Source organism: Slackia exigua ATCC 700122 (genome assembly GCF_000162875.1).
Classification (GTDB): domain Bacteria; phylum Actinomycetota; class Coriobacteriia; order Coriobacteriales; family Eggerthellaceae; genus Slackia; species Slackia exigua.
The window spans coordinates 99,261-116,734 of record NZ_GG700630.1 but is presented as its reverse complement, the minus strand read 5'-3'; the positions used below and the strand labels follow the sequence as shown (position 1 = coordinate 116,734).

General features: G+C 65.1%; 15 protein-coding genes. 5 read left to right on the top strand and 10 right to left on the bottom strand.

The genetic code is table 11. The features are described 5' to 3' along the window. Positions 1-111: 111 nt before the first annotated feature. From rpmB to rpe, 5 genes are all read right to left on the bottom strand, one after another. On the bottom strand, positions 112-300 hold the full coding sequence (gene rpmB / locus HMPREF0762_RS00510) for a 50S ribosomal protein L28 (RefSeq protein WP_009078211.1): 189 nt from the start codon (positions 298-300) through the stop codon (positions 112-114). Between the two features lie 202 nt (positions 301-502). Continuing rightward, positions 503-1,228, bottom strand: coding sequence for a zinc ribbon domain-containing protein (locus HMPREF0762_RS00505; protein WP_006361365.1), 726 nt, complete (start codon positions 1,226-1,228; stop codon positions 503-505). Positions 1,229-1,245: 17 nt separating this feature from the next. Continuing rightward, positions 1,246-2,034, bottom strand: coding sequence for a Nif3-like dinuclear metal center hexameric protein (locus HMPREF0762_RS00500; RefSeq protein WP_245935459.1), 789 nt, complete (start codon positions 2,032-2,034; stop codon positions 1,246-1,248). A 5-nt stretch (positions 2,035-2,039) separates the two neighbouring features. Next, positions 2,040-3,215 (bottom strand): cysteine desulfurase family protein, encoded by a 1,176-nt coding sequence (locus tag HMPREF0762_RS00495; RefSeq protein WP_115314262.1) that lies wholly within the window; start codon positions 3,213-3,215, stop codon positions 2,040-2,042. After that, entirely contained in the window at positions 3,212-3,913 is a 702-nt protein-coding gene (gene rpe / locus HMPREF0762_RS00490; RefSeq protein WP_040618729.1) for a ribulose-phosphate 3-epimerase, read from the bottom strand. Before rpe ends, HMPREF0762_RS00495 begins: the two co-directional genes overlap by 4 nt. A 190-nt stretch (positions 3,914-4,103) precedes the next feature. On the opposite strand from rpe, the gene HMPREF0762_RS00485 reads away from it, so the two are divergent. Next, positions 4,104-4,595 carry a methylated-DNA--[protein]-cysteine S-methyltransferase gene (locus HMPREF0762_RS00485; protein WP_006361360.1) on the top strand — a complete coding sequence of 164 codons (492 nt, stop codon included), beginning with the start codon at positions 4,104-4,106 and terminating at the stop codon, positions 4,593-4,595. Between the two features lie 107 nt (positions 4,596-4,702). Here the strand turns inward: HMPREF0762_RS00485 and HMPREF0762_RS09185 are convergent, their stop codons facing one another. From HMPREF0762_RS09185 to metK, 5 genes are all read right to left on the bottom strand, one after another. Then, positions 4,703-7,099: a transcription antitermination factor NusB gene (locus HMPREF0762_RS09185; RefSeq protein ID WP_115314179.1), complete on the bottom strand. Its 2,397-nt coding sequence runs from the start codon at positions 7,097-7,099 to the stop codon at positions 4,703-4,705. After that, a complete protein-coding gene (gene fmt / locus HMPREF0762_RS00475) occupies positions 7,099-8,034 on the bottom strand; it encodes a methionyl-tRNA formyltransferase (RefSeq protein ID WP_006361358.1) in 936 nt (311 codons plus the stop codon). The genes HMPREF0762_RS09185 and fmt overlap by 1 nt, the downstream gene beginning before the upstream one ends. A gap of 79 nt (positions 8,035-8,113) precedes the next feature. Beyond that, the gene (gene def / locus HMPREF0762_RS00470; protein WP_009078683.1) at positions 8,114-8,662 is read right to left on the bottom strand and encodes a peptide deformylase; all 549 of its coding nucleotides are present in this window, start codon (positions 8,660-8,662) and stop codon (positions 8,114-8,116) included. A gap of 217 nt (positions 8,663-8,879) precedes the next feature. After that, positions 8,880-10,958 (bottom strand): replication restart helicase PriA, encoded by a 2,079-nt coding sequence (gene priA, locus HMPREF0762_RS00465; protein ID WP_006361356.1) that lies wholly within the window; start codon positions 10,956-10,958, stop codon positions 8,880-8,882. Positions 10,959-11,065: 107 nt separating this feature from the next. Continuing rightward, positions 11,066-12,328: a methionine adenosyltransferase gene (gene metK / locus HMPREF0762_RS00460; RefSeq protein WP_006361355.1), complete on the bottom strand. Its 1,263-nt coding sequence runs from the start codon at positions 12,326-12,328 to the stop codon at positions 11,066-11,068. Between the two features lie 316 nt (positions 12,329-12,644). On the opposite strand from metK, the gene HMPREF0762_RS00455 reads away from it, so the two are divergent. The 4 genes from HMPREF0762_RS00455 to HMPREF0762_RS00440 are packed head-to-tail and all read left to right on the top strand — an operon-like array spanning position 12,645 to position 17,409. Beyond that, the gene (locus tag HMPREF0762_RS00455) at positions 12,645-14,003 is read left to right on the top strand and encodes a hypothetical protein (protein WP_006361353.1); all 1,359 of its coding nucleotides are present in this window, start codon (positions 12,645-12,647) and stop codon (positions 14,001-14,003) included. A 20-nt stretch (positions 14,004-14,023) separates the two neighbouring features. Next, positions 14,024-14,857: a lipoprotein intramolecular transacylase Lit gene (locus HMPREF0762_RS00450; RefSeq protein WP_006361352.1), complete on the top strand. Its 834-nt coding sequence runs from the start codon at positions 14,024-14,026 to the stop codon at positions 14,855-14,857. 18 nt (positions 14,858-14,875) lie between these two features. Then, positions 14,876-16,363, top strand: a complete 1,488-nt coding sequence (gene gltX, locus HMPREF0762_RS00445) for a glutamate--tRNA ligase (RefSeq protein ID WP_006361351.1) — start codon at positions 14,876-14,878, stop codon at positions 16,361-16,363. Continuing rightward, on the top strand, positions 16,360-17,409 hold the full coding sequence (locus HMPREF0762_RS00440; RefSeq protein WP_006361350.1) for a 4Fe-4S dicluster domain-containing protein: 1,050 nt from the start codon (positions 16,360-16,362) through the stop codon (positions 17,407-17,409). The genes gltX and HMPREF0762_RS00440 overlap by 4 nt, the downstream gene beginning before the upstream one ends. The last annotated feature ends 65 nt before the right edge of the window (positions 17,410-17,474 follow it).

Sequence of the window (17,474 nt, the reverse complement as noted above, 5' to 3'; positions counted from 1 at the left end):
CGCTCTGCGCTGCGGCGTCGCCGCATCTCACCTGATTTCACAAACGGAGAAGACGACCGATACGAAAAAAGCCCGCGAAGGCGGGCTTGATGCATGCGAAGACGGACGTGATTATGCGCGCGTGACCTTGCCGGAGCGCATGCACTGGGTGCAGACGTTCTTCTTGACCGGATGGCCGTTCTCAAGAACCGTGATCTTCTGCACGTTAGGACGGAACATGCGATTGGAGACGCGGTGAGAGTGGCTGATGCTGCGACCCGCCACAGGGTGCTTACCGCAGATATCACAAACCTTGGACATAATTCACACTCCATCATAATCAGATATCTATCTGGCTATACGCAAAAAAGCTCAAGCAATATAGCACAGGGCCATCCGCCATTGCAAGCGGGTAGGCGCAAGAACCTGGACGTCGTGCGCCTTACGTGGACACGATGATACGGCTTGCGCAAGGCGACGTGCCGCACAGGAATTCGTCATCAGGAGATTCACACAAAGGAACCTACCTCTCGGGAACGACCATCATGCGGCCGCATCGCGGGCATGCGCCGAGCGGCGCCTCCGCACGGAGGACGAGGATGCGTTCCGGCTCGATGGGCGCTCGGCAGGCGGTGCACTTCCCTTCCTCGAGGCGCCCGACCGCCACGCCGCCTTTAAGCGCCGCGATGCGTCCGTATTCGGCGACGATATCGTCGCCTGCAGCCGCGACGAGACGCGCACGGCGCTCCTTCAGGGCTTCGAGCTGCGATGCCAGCCCCGACGCCGAATCGCGGAACGCCGAGACGAGAGCGCGTTCGCGCGCATCGAGCGCAGCAAGGGATCCGTCGACCGCCTCTTCGAGCTCGGACGCTTCGAGCACGCGGGTCTCGAGCTCGTCGATCTTCGCAGCCAATGCCGCGCGTTTGGCCGTATGGTTTTCCAGCGCCCTCGTACGCGTCGATATCTCATGATAGTTGCCCGCGGCATCGTTGATGGCCTCTTGGGCCTCGACCTGCCGCGCGGCGTGGACGGCATCCTGGTCTTTGAGGTCGTCGATATCGGCTTCGGCATCCTTGCGCATGCCGACGAGCGTGCGGCGGCGATCCTGGAGCGCCGCGCGCCGACGGCGGACCTCTGCGATCTCGGCGCGCTGCGGGAGCGCCTCGATCTCGCGCGTCAGACGCGAAATGGCCGTATCGGCCTTCTGCAGCCCCTCGAGGGCTTCGACTTGCTCTTCGGTCGCACGCATGGTGGCCGCCTTTCCGTTCAGAGGGTATGCCAGGAGTCTTCCCGTCCGATGATGAAGGCGTCGTCCGAGGGGACTCCCGCCCGCACGCAGGCGCGCGCGAGCACGTCGGCGAACGGAAGCTCCGACGCGTCGTGGCCCAGCTCGACGAGGGCAAGGCCCTGCGAGGCGGCGGCCAAGGCCGCGTGGTACTTCACCTCGCCGCAGATAAGCAGATCGATACCGCGCGCAAGGCATTCCCGTTCGCACCCTCCGGCAGAGCCCGTCCAGGTGACGAGCGTGCGTATCGACAGGCCGGACGCACCCCAGATACGCGGCATGCGCCCGAAGGCACCCACGCACGCACGGGCTATGTCGTCGAGCGCGCAGGGGGCGTTCAGGCGGCAGATATGCCCGTATCCCTTGTCGGATCCAGGAGATACGGGTTCCAGAACGCCTTCGACGGAAAGGCCGAGCATCGCCGGAAGCGTCTCGCGGGCATCCGTGCTCACGTCAAGCGCCGTATGAAAGCTCATGAGCGCGACGTCCGATGAAAGCGCGGCCATGACGATGGACGCTTCGTAGGAAGCGCGGCCGCGCACGAAGGACGACGGAGGCTCGAGAAAGGCGGGATGATGCGTGAGCAACACGTTCGCGCCTGCATCGCGCGCATGGGCGATGGCATCGGGAGTCGCATCGAGCGCGCAGGCCACGCGCGTGACGGCGGCATGCGCATCGCCGACGAGCAGGCCGGTGCGATCCCACGGCTCGGCGTCCGAGGCCGGATACCGCTCGAGAAGCCTGCGCTCGAGCTCGCCTACCGTCAGCATAGCCATCACCTATCCCCTGCCGAGACGATATCTTCGAGCGCCTGCGCGACGGCTTCCACGTCTTCGATCGTCGTGTCGGAGCCGAACGACAGACGCAACGACCCTTGGGCACGCTTGCCGTCGATGCCGCATGCGGACAGCACATGAGAAGGCGAAAGGGAATTCGAGGAGCAGGCCGATCCGCCCGAAACGCTGAACCCGCGCATATCGAGGCGCAGCACGAGCGATTGGCTTTCCCATCCGTGCACGCATACATTGACGATATTCGGAAGAAAACCGGGGCCGGTAGCCGATGCAAGCGTCGGCGTCACGCCCGGAACGGCCGACAAGCGCGCGTAGGCCGCGTCCCGCAGGAGCGCCAGGCGCGATCCTTCCGCATCCGCATGCGCAGCCGCCTGCGCGAAGGCGGCGACCGACCCCGCGATGCCCATGACGTCCTGGGTGCCGCTGCGCAGCCCGCGTTCCTGCCCGCCTCCGGCGAGATATGCAACGAAGGGCGTGCCCGTGCGCAGGTACAGGATGCCCTGCCCCTTGGGTCCGCCGACCTTATGCGCCGAAAGCGAGAGGGCGTCCGCTCCGAGGGCGTCCACATCGACGGGAAGCTTTCCGAACGCCTGGACGGCATCGGTGTGGAAGCGCGCGCCATGCGTGCGGGCGACGCGTGCGAGCCCGGCGATCGGCTGGACGGTTCCCACCTCGTTGTTCGCCATCATGATGCTGACCAGCACGACGTCATCGTCCATGACGCGCTCGAGGGCTTCGGGAGAAATGCGGCCGGCGGCGTCGTTATCGACGAAGGACACATCGAAACCGAGGGCGCGCAGCATCCGATCGCAGTTGAGCACGGCATGGTGCTCGATGCGCGACATAGCCACGCGCCCCGAGGTCGCGCGACCTGCAAGACGGCGTTCTTCGCGCATGCCGAGCGCGATGCCGATAAGGGCGGCGTTGTCCGATTCGGTGGCCCCCGATGTGAAGACGATCTCGTCGGGACGACGTGCGCCGAGCGTGCGCGCCAAGGATACGCGCAGATCTTCGAGCAGGGCGAAGGCATCGCGCCCCGTCTGGTGGAGGGAGTTGGCGTTGCCGAAGAGATAGCCCGCATCCGCGATGAAGGGCTCCATCGCCGCACGCGCCTCGGAAACGAGCGGCGCGGTGGCGGCGTAGTCGAGATAGGTCATCGCGCGCATCCTGTCCGAGCCTCGGATGCCGCCGCGCGGATAGCGGCGATGTTCGTCGCGAAATCGCCGTTCGAGAACACGGCGCTGCCCGCGACGAGCACGTCCGCTCCGGCGGCGACGACCGCACGCGTCGCCTCGTTGGCACCCAGGCCTCCATCCACTTCGATCAGCGGAGAAGCGCCGGCGGCGCGGGCGATTTCGACCACGCGCGCGACGCGCGCATCGGATCCTCCGATATAGGACTGCCCCGAAAAGCCCGGATAGACGCTCATGATGAGCACCATGTCGAGATCGGCGATGACGGGCGCGAGCACATCGACGTCGGTGTCGGGCCTAAGCGCGATGCACGCCTTGGAGCCGGCGGCATGGATGGCATCGATGGCCTGCGAGAACTCGCCCGCCTCGGCATCAAGCGCCTCTGCATGAACCGTGACCAGATACGGTGCATGCTTCAGAAACCACGGCAGCTGATCAAGGGGATTCGAGACCATGAGATGCACGTCGAGCGGTATGCGCGCGACGTGCGACAGCCCTTCGACCACGGGCGCGCCTATCGTCAGATTCGGGACGAAGTGCCCGTCCATGACATCGACGTGGATCAGATCCGCGCCGCCCATCGTGATCGCCTCGATATCGCGTTCCATGTTCATGAAGTCGGCCGAGAGGATGGAAGGTGAGATGCGGACATCGGAATGCATGCGGGACTCCTTGGAAGGCGCGTGTGACTTCATGTCATTCTACCCCAACCGGGAAGTCCTTCGGCGAGGGTGCGCCGTTCGCGTCTAAGCAACGCCGCACCGACGCGTTTTTCACGCGATGCCGCAGGAAGGCCGGAAACGCACGCCGAGACGAATCCGTATAATCGGAATACGAGCCGAAGGAGGACCGATGAACCACTACGTCTATGCCATGCCCCAGGGCCGCATGACCATCGTCGACAGCGGAGGAGCCGTCGTCCGCATCGGATTCGGCGTGCTGGACGTCGAGGGCAGCGCGCTTTCTCCCACGGCGCTCACCAACGAAGCGGCGACCCAGCTCATGGAATACTTCGCGGGCAAGCGTCGCACGTTTTCGCTGCCGCTCGCCCCGAAGGGCACGCCGTTCCAGAAAGAGGTCTGGCAGGCGCTTTCATCCATACCGTACGGCCAGACGCGCAGCTATGCCGACATTGCCGCGCAGGTGGGACGGCCGAAGGCGTTCAGGGCCGTCGGCATGGCGAACAACAGGAACCCCATCCCCATCGTCATCCCCTGCCATCGCGTCGTCGGATCGTCGGGGGATATGGTCGGTTATGCATACGGAACCAAGATCAAGCGCTATCTGCTGGAACTCGAGGGCATAGACGTGGATGCCCTCGGACGGAGGAATGCGCGCTCGTAGGCGTCCCGACCGAGCGGCGGGAAAATGCGTGAAGGGCACCCGTCCGACCATCGATCCCGCAGTATCGGGACGATCGGACAGGCGCCCTTCGACGCAAGGAGCCACGCCTATCGGACGCGGCGCAGCCTGACCGCGTAATGCGCGTCGGGACCGCCCTCGACGAGCTTGACGGCCATCGTGGATTCGACGACGAACGATTCGCCCGTCTTCATCTTCAAGAACCGATCGACGACCTGTTCGTTTTCCTCTTTGAAGGCGGTGCAGGTCGAATACGTGAGCATGCCGCCGACGCGCACGAGGCCGGCAGCCTCGATGAGCATGTCGAAGCCGGTCATCGCGAGCGTCGACACATCCGATGCGGTCAGGCGCCACTTGATCTCGGGATGGCGACGGAGCGTGCCGATGCCCGAGCAGGGTGCGTCGACGAACACGGCGTCGAAGGATCCGGCGTCGAACGACTTCGAAAGCATGCGGCCGTCGGCGACGCGCGCCTCGACGCCTTCGATGCCGTAGGACTCCATGCGCTCGCGCAGGATCTCGGCCTTGAAAGCATGGTCGTCGACCGAGACCATATCCATGAACGCGCCGTACCGGCGATACGCGGCGCTTTGCATCAAGACGGTCTTGGTCGCCCGTCCGCTGCCGATTTCGAGGAAGCGTGCAGGACGTTCCTTGGGAAGAGCGAAGAGGGCGACGGCTTGGGCGGACTGGTCGGACACGAGCATCTTGCCTTCGTCGAAGAGCCTCTTGATGCGCGGCGTCTTGAACGCCTTGGCGCCGTGGACGCGCAGGCATCCGGGAACGCCCGCGATCGGCTCGACTTCGGTGCCGACCTCTTTGAATGCCTGAATGATCTCGGATACCTTCGCACGGACGAAATTCACCGCGACGAAGACCGGGGCATCGCCCATGGAGGCCCGCATGAACTCGGCGGCATCTGCGCGCCCGAGCTCGTCGATCAGGCGGCGCGATATCCAGCCTGGGAACGCGCATGAGCGGGCGAGCGCGGCATCGTCGGTCTCGGGATCGCCGAACGGGAAGTCGTCGGCGGCCTCGACCATGCGGTGCAAGACCGCGTTCGCAAGGTTCGCGGCCTTGGGCTCGACGAAGCGCACGAGCTCGACGCCCTGGTCGACGACGACATGCGGAGGCTTATGCAGGAACACGAGCTCGTAAGCGCTCACACGCAGGGCATCGCGCACGTCGGCCTGGATGTCGTCGGGCGACGACATGGTGCGATCGATGAATTCATCGAGGGTGCCCCAGGTGGCCGCGACGCCTTTGGAAAGGCGCGTCGCGAAGGCGACGTCTTTGGGATCGATGTCTTCGATGCGTGCGGTGACCGTCGGCGCGACGGAGGACACGTAGGCGCCGCGCTCGCGCACCGCGCGCCCGATGGCGTACGCGGCCACGCGGCCGTCGGCCACGCGGAATTTCCGTTCGATGCTCTCGTCCTTCAGGCGCAGCTTCAAAGGCGCGGGACGCTTCTTCGCATCGCGGCGCGGCTTATCGTCGAACGGGCGTCGAGGCTTGGCATCGAACCCGCGTCCGCCGCGAGGACCCGTGCGCGGACCGCCCATGCGGTCGCGCTTGTCCTCGAGGGCGCCGCGATACACGAAACCGCTCTCCTTGAAGCGCGCGTCATGACGTGCGGCGGGAGTCAGATGCGTACGACGTGCAGGCGCACCTGCACGGGCCCCTGAACGGGAATCGCGCTCGGAAGAACGCTTCGGGCGATCGGTCCCTCGAGCGTTCGGACGGGCGTCGGAGCGCTTCGCGTCGCGATCGAACGGCCGGCCTTGGCCGGAACCCGGCTTGCGATCGAACCCGCGTCCGCCGCCGGAACGCGACGCGCCATACGGCGCACACCCGTTGCTCCGACGCGGATCCGATGCATGCGGCTTGCGGTCGCTGCCGCGATGCGGACCGGATGAATACGACGTGCGGCCGTCGTCCCGACGCGGGCCGGATCCGTACGGCTTTCGGTCCCCGCCGCGGCGTTCGTCCGTTCCGTAGGGCCTGCGCCCCTGGGCCCCTCCATCGCGGGAACGATCGTTATACGGCTTCTTCCCTGCATACGGCTTCTTGGACCCATGAGGCTTCGAATCGCCGTAGGATCTCTTCCCGTCGTACGAACGCGCGCCGTACCCCCGTTTCGCACCATCCGCGCGGTCGGACGAGGATCCCGGATGATTGGACCGATACGGTTTGCCGCCCCTCTGACCGCCCGAAGAACCCTTGCCGGCGTATCCGCCGTCGCGGCGATCCCGCCTATCCGAGGAAAAGCCCCTCGAAGGGCCGGAGCCGTGCGACGATGACCCGGGCCTGCCCCCCTTGCCCGCGCCGGGACGCCCGCCGCGGCCCTGATTCGACCCGTACGAACGATATCCCCCGCGCCCTGATCCGGGACGCCTGCCGCCGTACGAGCCCTGTCCGCCGCGCGGAGAGCCGCCCTGGCTGCGCTTGCCGTTCGAAGACGACCCGTTATGCGAATGCTCCGTCATTATCTCTTCTCCCAATCGATATCCGAGTTCTTCAATCCCTGCACGCCCGCGGCGAAGGCCTTCGCGCTCATCGTCGCCTTCCCGTCGGGACGAACCTCATGCAATTCAACCGCTCCGTCCGCGCATCCCAGAAGGAGCTTTTTGCTAGAAAACGTCGCCATGCCCTGCGCGGGCGCACGCGCTCCTTCAGGAGCCGCCCCGGCGGAAACAACCGTTATCCCCTTCGCGCCGATACGGCAGCGCGACGTATGGGCCGTAGACGATGCCTGCACCCGTCTGAGGTTGACGGCGACGGGCTCCGCAGGATCGAGATCGAGCTCGCCGCGCTCGATCTTGGGCGCGTAGCTCGCGCACGCGTCGTCTTGGTCGATCCACCGCACCGCTCCCGTTTCGAGTTCGGCGAGGGCGGAAAGCAGCGCGCATGATCCGATATCGGCGAGTTCCCCCGTCAGATGCTCGCAGCCCCGGCCGGCGACGGCGACCGAACGGCTGATGCAGAACGGGCCGGTATCCAAGCCCGCCTCCATGCGCATGATGCAGACGCCTACTTGCTCGTCGCCCGCGAGAATCGCACGCTCGATCGGCGCGGCGCCGCGGTATTTCGGCAGAAGCGAGGCATGGACGTTCAGGCATCCGAAGCGCGGAACGTCGAGGACGACCTGCGGAAGGATCTTTCCATAGGCGGCGACGCAGACGACATCGGGGGCAAGGGATCTCAGGAAAGCGAGCTCTCCGGCATCGCGCAGGGTGCGCGGTTCGCGCACAGGAATGCCGGATTCGAGCGCCACGCGCTTCACGGGAGACGAAACGAGTTTGGATCCCCTCCCTCGCACGGCATCGGGTCGGGTATGCACGCACACGATGTCGTGCTGCTCCTTGATCTCGATGAGGATGCGTGCCGCGAATTCAGGCGTCCCCATGAAGGCTATGCGCATTGGCGCTCCTTTATGTCGCTGTCAAAAGGAATGCGGGGCATCGCGCCCCCTCGCGAAGATACGTGGCTCGAAAGCCGTCCTAGATGGACGGGACGGCCGTGTCGCCCGCCTTGGCACCCGCCGCCAAGGCGGCTTCGTAGGCCGTCATGGCCTTGATGCGTTCGTTCAGATCGCAGCTTTCGAACAACGTGATGCCGTTGAGATGGTCTATCTCATGCTGCAGGCAGCGGGCCAGAAGGCCGTCGCCTTCGATGATCCAGTCCTCGCCGTTGAGATCCGTATAGCGCACGATGGCATACGCGGGACGACGGATGGGAACCGTGATGCCCGGAACGGACAGGCAGCCCTCCTCTTCGACCACCTCGGGACCGCGCGTCTCGATGACGGTGGGATTGAGGAGCGTGATGGGGTTCTTGGCGCCGCTATCCTGATCGCAGTCGATGACGATCAAGCGCTTCAGAACGCCGACCTGGGGCGCGGCAAGCCCGCAGCCGTTGTCGGCATACATGGTCTTCGCCATCCTGCGCGCGAGCTTGCGCAGGCTCTTGTCGGCAGGATCGCAATCCTCGCAGACCTGGCGCAGGGTCGGGTCGGGGTATGCAAGGACCTCGAGAGTATCCGCAACCACGTCGTATCGCTCCAATCATGACAGGCAAGCCCCGCGCCACCCGTCGGGACATCGTTTTTCCGAAAGGCAAGTATACCAGAGCGGCGCACATCCGTGCAGGCAGCGGGCATGGCTCCATGAAAGAAGGAAGCCTGCACGGCCAAGCGCAGGCCGCTTGGCGCATCGAATCGTCGCGCAGAGCGAAAGCCCTTGTGAGAGGCTTGCCGTGGGATGCGCGCTAGAGAATGGATTGAGGATCGACGTCGACGGCGACCGACACGCCGCGCGGCGTGCGCCAAGGTCGCAGCACGGAGGCAAGCGCCGAAGAGATATCGGAAGCGGGCGGCGCCTTCACGAGAACGTGCCAGCGATGCATGCCGCGCAGCTTGCCGAGCGTGCAGGGGGCGGCGCCGAGCGTCTGCCAGCGGGCATCGCCTTGCTCCCTCCGCGCATCGGCGACAACGGCGGCGATCGCGCCCGCGACGTCGTGCGCGCAGGCACGGACCTCCTGCTCCGAAGCGCCCCAGATGCGCACATCCGCGACGCGCGCATACGGCGGATATCCGAGAACCTTTCGTTTTCCCAATTCGCACGACAAGAATGCGCTGCGGTCGTAGCGTGCGGCGCAGGATATGGCCGCATCTTCGGGCGCGTAGGTCTGCACGAAGACGCGTCCGGGGAAGCGGCCGCGTCCGGCGCGTCCGGCCACCTGTTCGATCAGGTCGAAGGTGCGCTCCCCGCTGCGGAAATCGGGCAAGGCGAGCTGCGTGTCCGCATTGATGACGCCGACCACGGTCACGTCATCGAAATCCAGGCCCTTCGCGATCATCTGCGTGCCTAGAAGCACCGAGGCGCCGGGACGCGAGAATCGCTTGAGCAGGCGCGCATGCGCGCCGCGCGATGAAGTCGTGTCGGAATCCATGCGGATGACGTCGGCGGCGTGCCCTTCGAGCAGGCGCTCGAGTTCAGATTCCACGCGCTGGGTGCCGGCGCCGAACTTCTTGAGATAAGGGCTCGAGCATCGTGGGCAGGCAGGCGGCACAGGCAGGCGCCTGCCGCAATGGTGGCAGACGAGCGCGTGATCGACCTCGTGATACGTCAGGGATACCGAACAGGTCGGGCATTCCGGCACGAATCCGCACTCCCGGCAGAGCAGAAAGCTCGCGAACCCGCGCTTGTTGAGCATGAGAACGACCTTGCGCCCTGCATCCACCGCTTCAACGATGGCGTCGGAAAGCTCGCGCGAGAACATCATGCGCGATCCTGAGCCGAATTCACGCGCCATATCCACGATGCGGATATCGGGAAGCGGCCGTCCGTTCACCCGGTCGGGCATGGACACGCGATGCCAAAGCTCGTCGTGGGCGCAGGCGTCGAGCGCTTCGATGGACGGCGTGGCAGATCCGAGGACCAGGGGGATCCCCCGGCGTCGCGCGATCCACGCGGCCACGTCGCGCGCGTGGTAGCGCGGCGCGCTTTCCTGCTTGTAGGTGCTTTCATGCTCCTCATCGATGATGATGATGCCCAGATCGCGCACCGGGGCGAACAGCGCGCTGCGAGGCCCGACGACGATGCGGCAGGTGCCGTCGCGCGCGGCCTTCCATTGGTCGAAGCGCTCGGCCTGAGTCATGTTCGAATGCATGACGGCGACGGTCGACCCGAAGCGAGCCTCGAACCGCGCGACCGTCTGGGGCGTGAGGGATATCTCAGGCACGAGCGCGATGGCGCCGCGCCCCTGCGCGAGCACGTCTGCGATGGCGCGCAGATAGACCTCGGTCTTGCCGCTTCCCGTCACGCCGTCCACGACGACGACGTCGCCGCGCGCGAGCTTCCGGGCCCGGGTTATGGCGCGTACCGCCTTTTCCTGCCCTTCCGTGAGCGCAGGAGGCGCCGAAGGCGGATCCTGCTCGGTCGCGGCGGGCGAAGAGGCCTGCGCGCGACGGGCAGGCGGACGCTTGAGCACCCATGCGCCATCTGCATGCGAGACCGTGGGACGACGTCCCGCCGGCGTCAGGAGGCGCGCGCATGAAGCAGGCGGAGCGACATAGCGGCTCGCAAGGAAATCGACGAGAGCGGCGCCGTCCTCGTCGAAATACGGTTCGGACAGCACCGAGAGGATCGGCCTGACCGCATGCGGCACATCGTCTTCCTCGACGTCTTCGACGGCCGTCACGTATCCGACCGCGCGACGTTTGCCGAACCCCACGAGCACGGCGCACCCCACCTGCACCGAGGCGCAGTCCGTCGGAACCGAGTAGGTGAAGGCCCCGTCAAGCGACCGGGTCGCGATATCGACTATGACCGACGCGACGCGCACAGGACCCCTTCCCTACCGGCTCGAGATATACGGAAAAGGCGCCGAGGCCATCGCCTGGCGCCTTGGATCGCAGAGGCGCGGCGCGCCCGCACGAACCCCCGCAAAACCTATGCGAGGCCGCAGGCGGCGCGCAGATCGTCCACCTTGTCGCGGCGTTCCCAGGTGAACTCGGGAAGCTCGCGGCCGAAGTGGCCGTAGTTCGACGTAAGGCGATAGATCGGACGACGAAGGCCGAGAGCGTCGACGATGGCGGCCGGGCGCAGGTCGAACACCGAGCGCACGGCCGCTTCGATGTCTTCGACGGGCACGTGCTCGGTGCCGAAGGTCTCCACCATGACGGAAACGGGACGCGCCATGCCGATGGCGTAGGCGATTTGAACCTCGCATCGGTCGGCAAGCCGTGCGGCGACGACGTTCTTGGCGACCCAGCGGGCGGCGTAGGCGGCGGAACGGTCGACCTTGGTGCAATCCTTGCCGGAGAAGGCGCCGCCGCCGTGGCGGCCCATGCCGCCGTAGGTGTCGACGATGATCTTGCGGCCGGTGAGCCCGACGTCGCCCTGGGGCCCGCCGATGACGAAGCGGCCGGTGGGGTTCACGAGGATCTCGACGTCGTCGGAAAGCCTGACGCCTTCGCGTGCGAACACCACGCCTATCACGTGCTCGGTCAGCGCCGAGCGAAGCTCGGCCGGCGTGACGTCCTCGGCGTGCTGCGTCGAGATGAGGACCTTTTCGACCTGGGTCGGAACGCCGTCGATATAGCGAACGGAGACCTGCGTCTTCCCATCGGGACGCAGATACGGCAGCGTGCCGTCCTTGCGGACCTCGGCCAGACGCTCGGCCAGGCGATGGGCGAGGTAGATCGGCATCGGCATGAGGGTCGGCGTTTCGTTGCAGGCGTATCCGAAGACCATGCCCTGGTCGCCGGCGCCGACGGTGTCGGCCGAATCGGAAGCTTGGTCATGCTGGGCCTCGTATGAGGAATCGACGCCCATCGCGATATCCGCCGACTGGCCGTGGATCGCATTGAGGACGCCGCAGGTGTCGCAGTCGAAACCGTATTTCGCACGGTCGTACCCGACGCTACGCACGACGTCGCGCACGATGTCGTCCACGTCCACGTACGCGTTCGTGCGGATTTCGCCGCTGACCATGACCATGCCGGTCGCGGCCATGGTCTCGCACGCGCAGCGCACGGCGGCCACGTCCGCAGGCTGGCCGGTCGGATCGACATAGCCCTTGGCCTCGAGATCGGCCTCCTTCGCGAGGATGGCGTCGAGGATGGCGTCGGAGATCTGATCGCACAGCTTGTCGGGATGGCCCTCGGTCACCGATTCGCTCGTGAACAGATAGGAAGAATGGGTATCGGGCATAGTTCCGCCTCCTTCAGGCGTCGCGCATCATGCATTCATAGAGAACCATGGATGAACGTGGATAGATGAGAAGGAATGCGACTGTACCACAGCCTGACCCGCTTGAGCGGAATGCGCGCGCAAGACCCCATCATTTCGTTCGAAAGCGCAGGAAGCGTCTGCACGCGGATGGGCCGCCGTTCGAGGAAACGGTTGCGAAGAGATGTAAGGATTGCGCAAAAGCGCATCCGCGCAAAACCCGATGATACACTTCGACGGATGATTGCACGCTTGGCTCGCACCCCTGACAGGTGCGCGTTTCCCGAAAGGTCGCCGCATGAGCGATAACGCCGCGTTCACCGCCGAGTACCTCGGCATCATAGATGCGCTCGACGGCGATGAGCCGGGCCGCCGGGCCGCGCGCGATCACATGGAGCATTCAACGGCCATCTGCCACGGCATCGTCGTGGATTCGTCCTACGTGCCGCGCCTGTACGACGCCCGGACCAGACAGGCGTTCGAGCATATCGCCGAGACGACGCACGCCATCCTGGTCAAGGTCATGCGCGCATACCTCGAGAACCCCGCGTACCGCCATGTCTACGACCTCGACGAACGCCTCGTCGACCTGATCCTGCTTCCCCGAGGATACGACGCGCTTCTTCCCTTCTGTCGCCTCGACGTCTTCTTGGACGAAGACACGCTGGAAGGCCGGTTCTGCGAATTCAACGCCGACGGCTCGAGCGGCATGAACGAAAACCGGGAGATCACGGCATCGATCGTCCATACGCGCCCCTTCGAGGAATTCGCCCGGCACCATACGGTCGGCACCTGCGACAGAACCCTCTTCGACGGCTGGATCGAAGAGTTCGTCTCCATCTATGAATCCTACGATCTGCGCGTCGACAACCCCCGCTTCGCGATCGTCGATTTCCTCGAAAACGCGATCGTCGACGAATTCGGCGTATTCAAGGATCTTTTCGAGAAGGCCGGGCACCCGTGCTCCATCGCGGATGTGCGCGACCTCTCCTTCGATGGCGAGACCCTGCGCGATGGCCAGGGCAACCGCATCGACGCCATCTGGCGCCGCTGCGTCACCAACGACATCATCGATCGCTGGGAGGAATCCCAACCGCTCATCGAAGCCGTCCGCGCACGCAAGGTCGCGCTCATCGGCAGCTTCGCGGGGCATCTGGTCCACGACAAGCAGATCTTCGGCGTTTTGCGCATGCCCGAGACGCGCGCCCTGCTCACCGATGAGGAGAACGACTTCATCGAACGCTTCGTCCCCTTCACCGCGTTCCTCGACGACGAGCACGTGGACGTCGCGCGCGTCATCGCCGACAAGGACGAATGGATCATCAAGCCGACCGACGAATACGGTTCGCACGACGTCTTCGCGGGCAAGGATTTCGACCAGACGGAATGGAAAGAGATCGTCGCCGCGCACGCAGGCGGCGCCGCAGGATCGCCCTTCCTCGCGCAGACCTACTGCACCCTCTACCGCACGCCCGCGATCGGGCTGTACGGCGACGAGGAGGACTTCACGACGCGCTCGACCGTGTCGTGCGGGAACATGTCCGGCATCTACGTCTACAACGGACGCTTCGCGGGCATCTTCTCGCGCCTGGGACCCAACCCCATCATCAGCAAGGCGACGCGCGGCCTAACCGCCGCCAGCATCTGGGTGGACTGAAGCGAGCACGAGGGAAACGCATGACCGAGAAGACCATGCAGGACGAACACGGAGGCTTTGCGAGGCGCGCGATGGAAGCCGCCTGCGCCGTGCTCGTCGCCGTCACGCTCGTATACGCGGGATTCCTCGCCTGCGCCCTGCCTCGCGGCATCACCGAAATGCTTTCCGAGAAGTACTCGACCGCGGATTCGTCGCCCTTCAACCGCGAGGAGCTCGTGAGCCTGGCCGTCGCCACGCAGGACTACACCGTGCGCAGCCACGACCTCAACGCGCTCATCGCGGCGGAAACCAGAGCCAACGTCTCGGTCATGAACGACAATCGCGACCGCATCCCCGGCGCTCCGAACCTTCCGAGCAATCTTGCCTCTGCATCGCCCGAGCAGGTCATGTTCGCCTTGAACCACGCCGGCGAGCAGTACGTGCTGAACGAAGATGCGCTGGCGCACCTCGACGACTGCCACGACGTGATATCGTCCGCCCGATTCACGCTCGACATCGTCGCTCTCGCGGCGCTCGTCGCATGCGTCATCGTCGGCGCGCGCCACGGGTCGCGCAGCCTCGGCAGCGCGCTCATGTCGGCCGCGGGCATCGTCGTCGGCGCCTTCGCCGTGATCGCGATCTGGATCGCGGTCGACTTCTACGGGTTCTTCACGGCGTTTCATTCGCTCTTCTTCCAGGCAGGCACCTGGACATTCTCATGGGATTCGCTTCTCATCTGCATGTATCCCGAAAAGTTCTGGATCGGCATGGGCGAGGTCTGGCTGTGCGCCACCGTTTCCACCTGCATCCTTTGTACTATCATAGGCATCGTCGCACGCTCGATACGCCCGCGCGACGTCTCCGCCACGCGCTGACAGAAGGAGTCCCATCCCATGGCACAACCCGTACGGGTGCGCTTCGCACCGTCGCCCACCGGCAAGCTCCACATCGGCGGAGCGCGCACGGCCATCTACAACTGGGCATTCGCCCGCGCGACGGGAGGCGCCTTCGTGCTGCGCATCGAAGACACCGACCCCGAGCGCTCGACCGAAGAGAACACCCAGATCATTCTCCGCGCCATGCGATGGCTCGGGCTGGATTGGGACGAAGGCCCCGAAGTCGGCGGCGCTCACGGCCCGTACCGTCAGACCGAGCGCATGGAAACCTACGCGCATGCGCTCGAGGATCTGAAGGCCAGAGGCGCCGCGTATCCCTGCTTCTGCACGAAGGAGGAGCTCGACGCGAAGCGCGCGGCCGCGGAGGCCTGCGGCGGCGCATACGGCGGCTATGACCGCGCATGCCGCGACATCGATCCGGGCGAGGCCCGGGCACGCATCGAAGCGGGAGAGCCGCATGTCTGGCGCCTGAAAGTTCCCGACGACCGCGGTCCGATCGAATTCGACGACGCCGTATACGGCCCCATGAGCTTCCCGGCGGACGTCATGGACGACATGATCCTCGTGCGCTCGGACGGCACCCCTACGTATAATTTCGCTGTGGTCTGCGACGATGCGAACATGGGCATCACGCATGTCATACGCGGCGACGACCATCTGTCCAACACGCCGCGTCAGATACTCATCTACGAGGCGTTGGGATACGCGGTCCCCACCTTCGCTCACCTTTCGATGATCCTCGGCGCCGACGGCAAGAAGCTTTCAAAGCGCCATGGCGCCACGAGCGTCGAGGAATACCGCGACCAGGGATATCTGCCCGACACCATGGTCAATTTCCTCGCGCTTCTCGGCTGGAGCCTCGACGGCGAGACCACGATCATTCCGCGTGACGTGCTGTGCTCGGCATTCTCGCTCGACCGCATCACGAAAAAGGACGCCGTCTTCGACGAGACCAAGCTTTCTTGGATGAACGGGCAGTACATCCAACGCATGGATCCCGATGCCTGGGTGCGTCTGTCGCGCCCCTGGCTCATCGAGGCCGGCGCGACCGAATCCGACATCGATGAACGCCCCGAATGGTATGCACGGCTCTATCCGCTGCTCGCCGAGCGCGAGACGCGCCTGTCCGAATGCGCCCAGAAGCTTCCCTACCTGTTCTGGGGCCCGCATGTCGATCTGGACGAGACGTCGATTCGGAAGGTGCTGCTGAAGGAAGGCGCCCGCGCCGAAGAAGCGCTGCGCGCCTGCCGCGCGGTGCTTGCCGACGAGACGATTCCCTGGGCCTGCGATCCTCTGCAAAACGCCTGCCGCGCGCTCGTCGAGACGCTTGATATGAAAGCCAAGCTCCTGTTCCAGCCCTTGCGTGTAGCGGTCTGCGGAAACATGGTGTCGCCGCCCCTGTTCGAATCCATCGAGCTCATGGATCGCGCCGACGTGCTCGCCCGCATCGATTCGACGCTCGAGCGCGTCTTCGCTTCGCAATGAAGATCATCGCGCTTCCCGAACTCTGCGTCCGACCTCACGGCGCCTCATGCAGGCGCTGCGCGCTCGCATGCCCGGTGGACGCCATCTCGTTTCCCGATGACGCGTCCGCACCTGTCGTCGACGAGGAACGTTGCACGAAATGCGGGATCTGCATGGGCGTCTGCGATGCCTTCACCTCGTCGACCACGAACACGCGCAGGCTGTACGAGCATTTGCGCCGCGTCGCCATGCGCGGAGAAATCGTCTATCTGACCTGCAAAGAAAATATCTTTCCCGGGTTCAAGCCCGCCGAGAACGTCACGGTGCTTCCCTGCCTTGCCTGCATCCCGCCCGAGCTCTGGACGCTGCTCCTCGCGGAGAACATCCCGCTCTGCGTCGCCTGCGACCTGCATTACTGCGAAGACTGCGATATCGCCCCCGAGCGCGGGCAGATGCTCTACACGCACGCGATGGACCTGGCCCAGGAATGGACCGGGCGCGAAATACGGTACGATCGCGAGATTCCCGAACGGCAGAGCAAGGCCGACATGGCGCTTGAACGCTATGGACGCCGCGAAGCCTTCGGCAGCCTGAAGAACGATGCCCTGGATGTGGTGAGCGGACGTCGATCTCTGAAGAGCTCCGATGCCCTCAAGGAAATGTATCGCACGCGCGAGAGGCGCCGCATGCAGGAGAAGCTTAAGCTTCGCGATGGCGAGATCGTCAATCCGCATGCCGACGCGGGACGCACGAAACGCATTATGATGCCGCGGCGGCGCATGCTTCTCGAATCCATCGTCGCCGAAGGCAGCATCGAGGATGCCGTCAGCCTCACCATCAGCGCGACCGATGCGCATGCCTGCATAGAAAACCATGACTGCGTCAAGGTCTGCGCGACCGGAGCGCGCAGCATCTCCCCCGAGACGGGCGATCTCGACTTCGACCCGAAGTACTGCATCGGATGCGGCGCCTGCGTGAACGCATGCGCCATGGGAGCCATCTCGCTCGAAACCGTCTCTGCACGGACGTTCGGGCTTTCCGATGAATCGCAGACCGAGCTCACCTAGCGGACGCTTGCACGAGAATCGACGCGAACGGCGAGACGAACCCGGCATTCCTTTGCCAGCCCGCG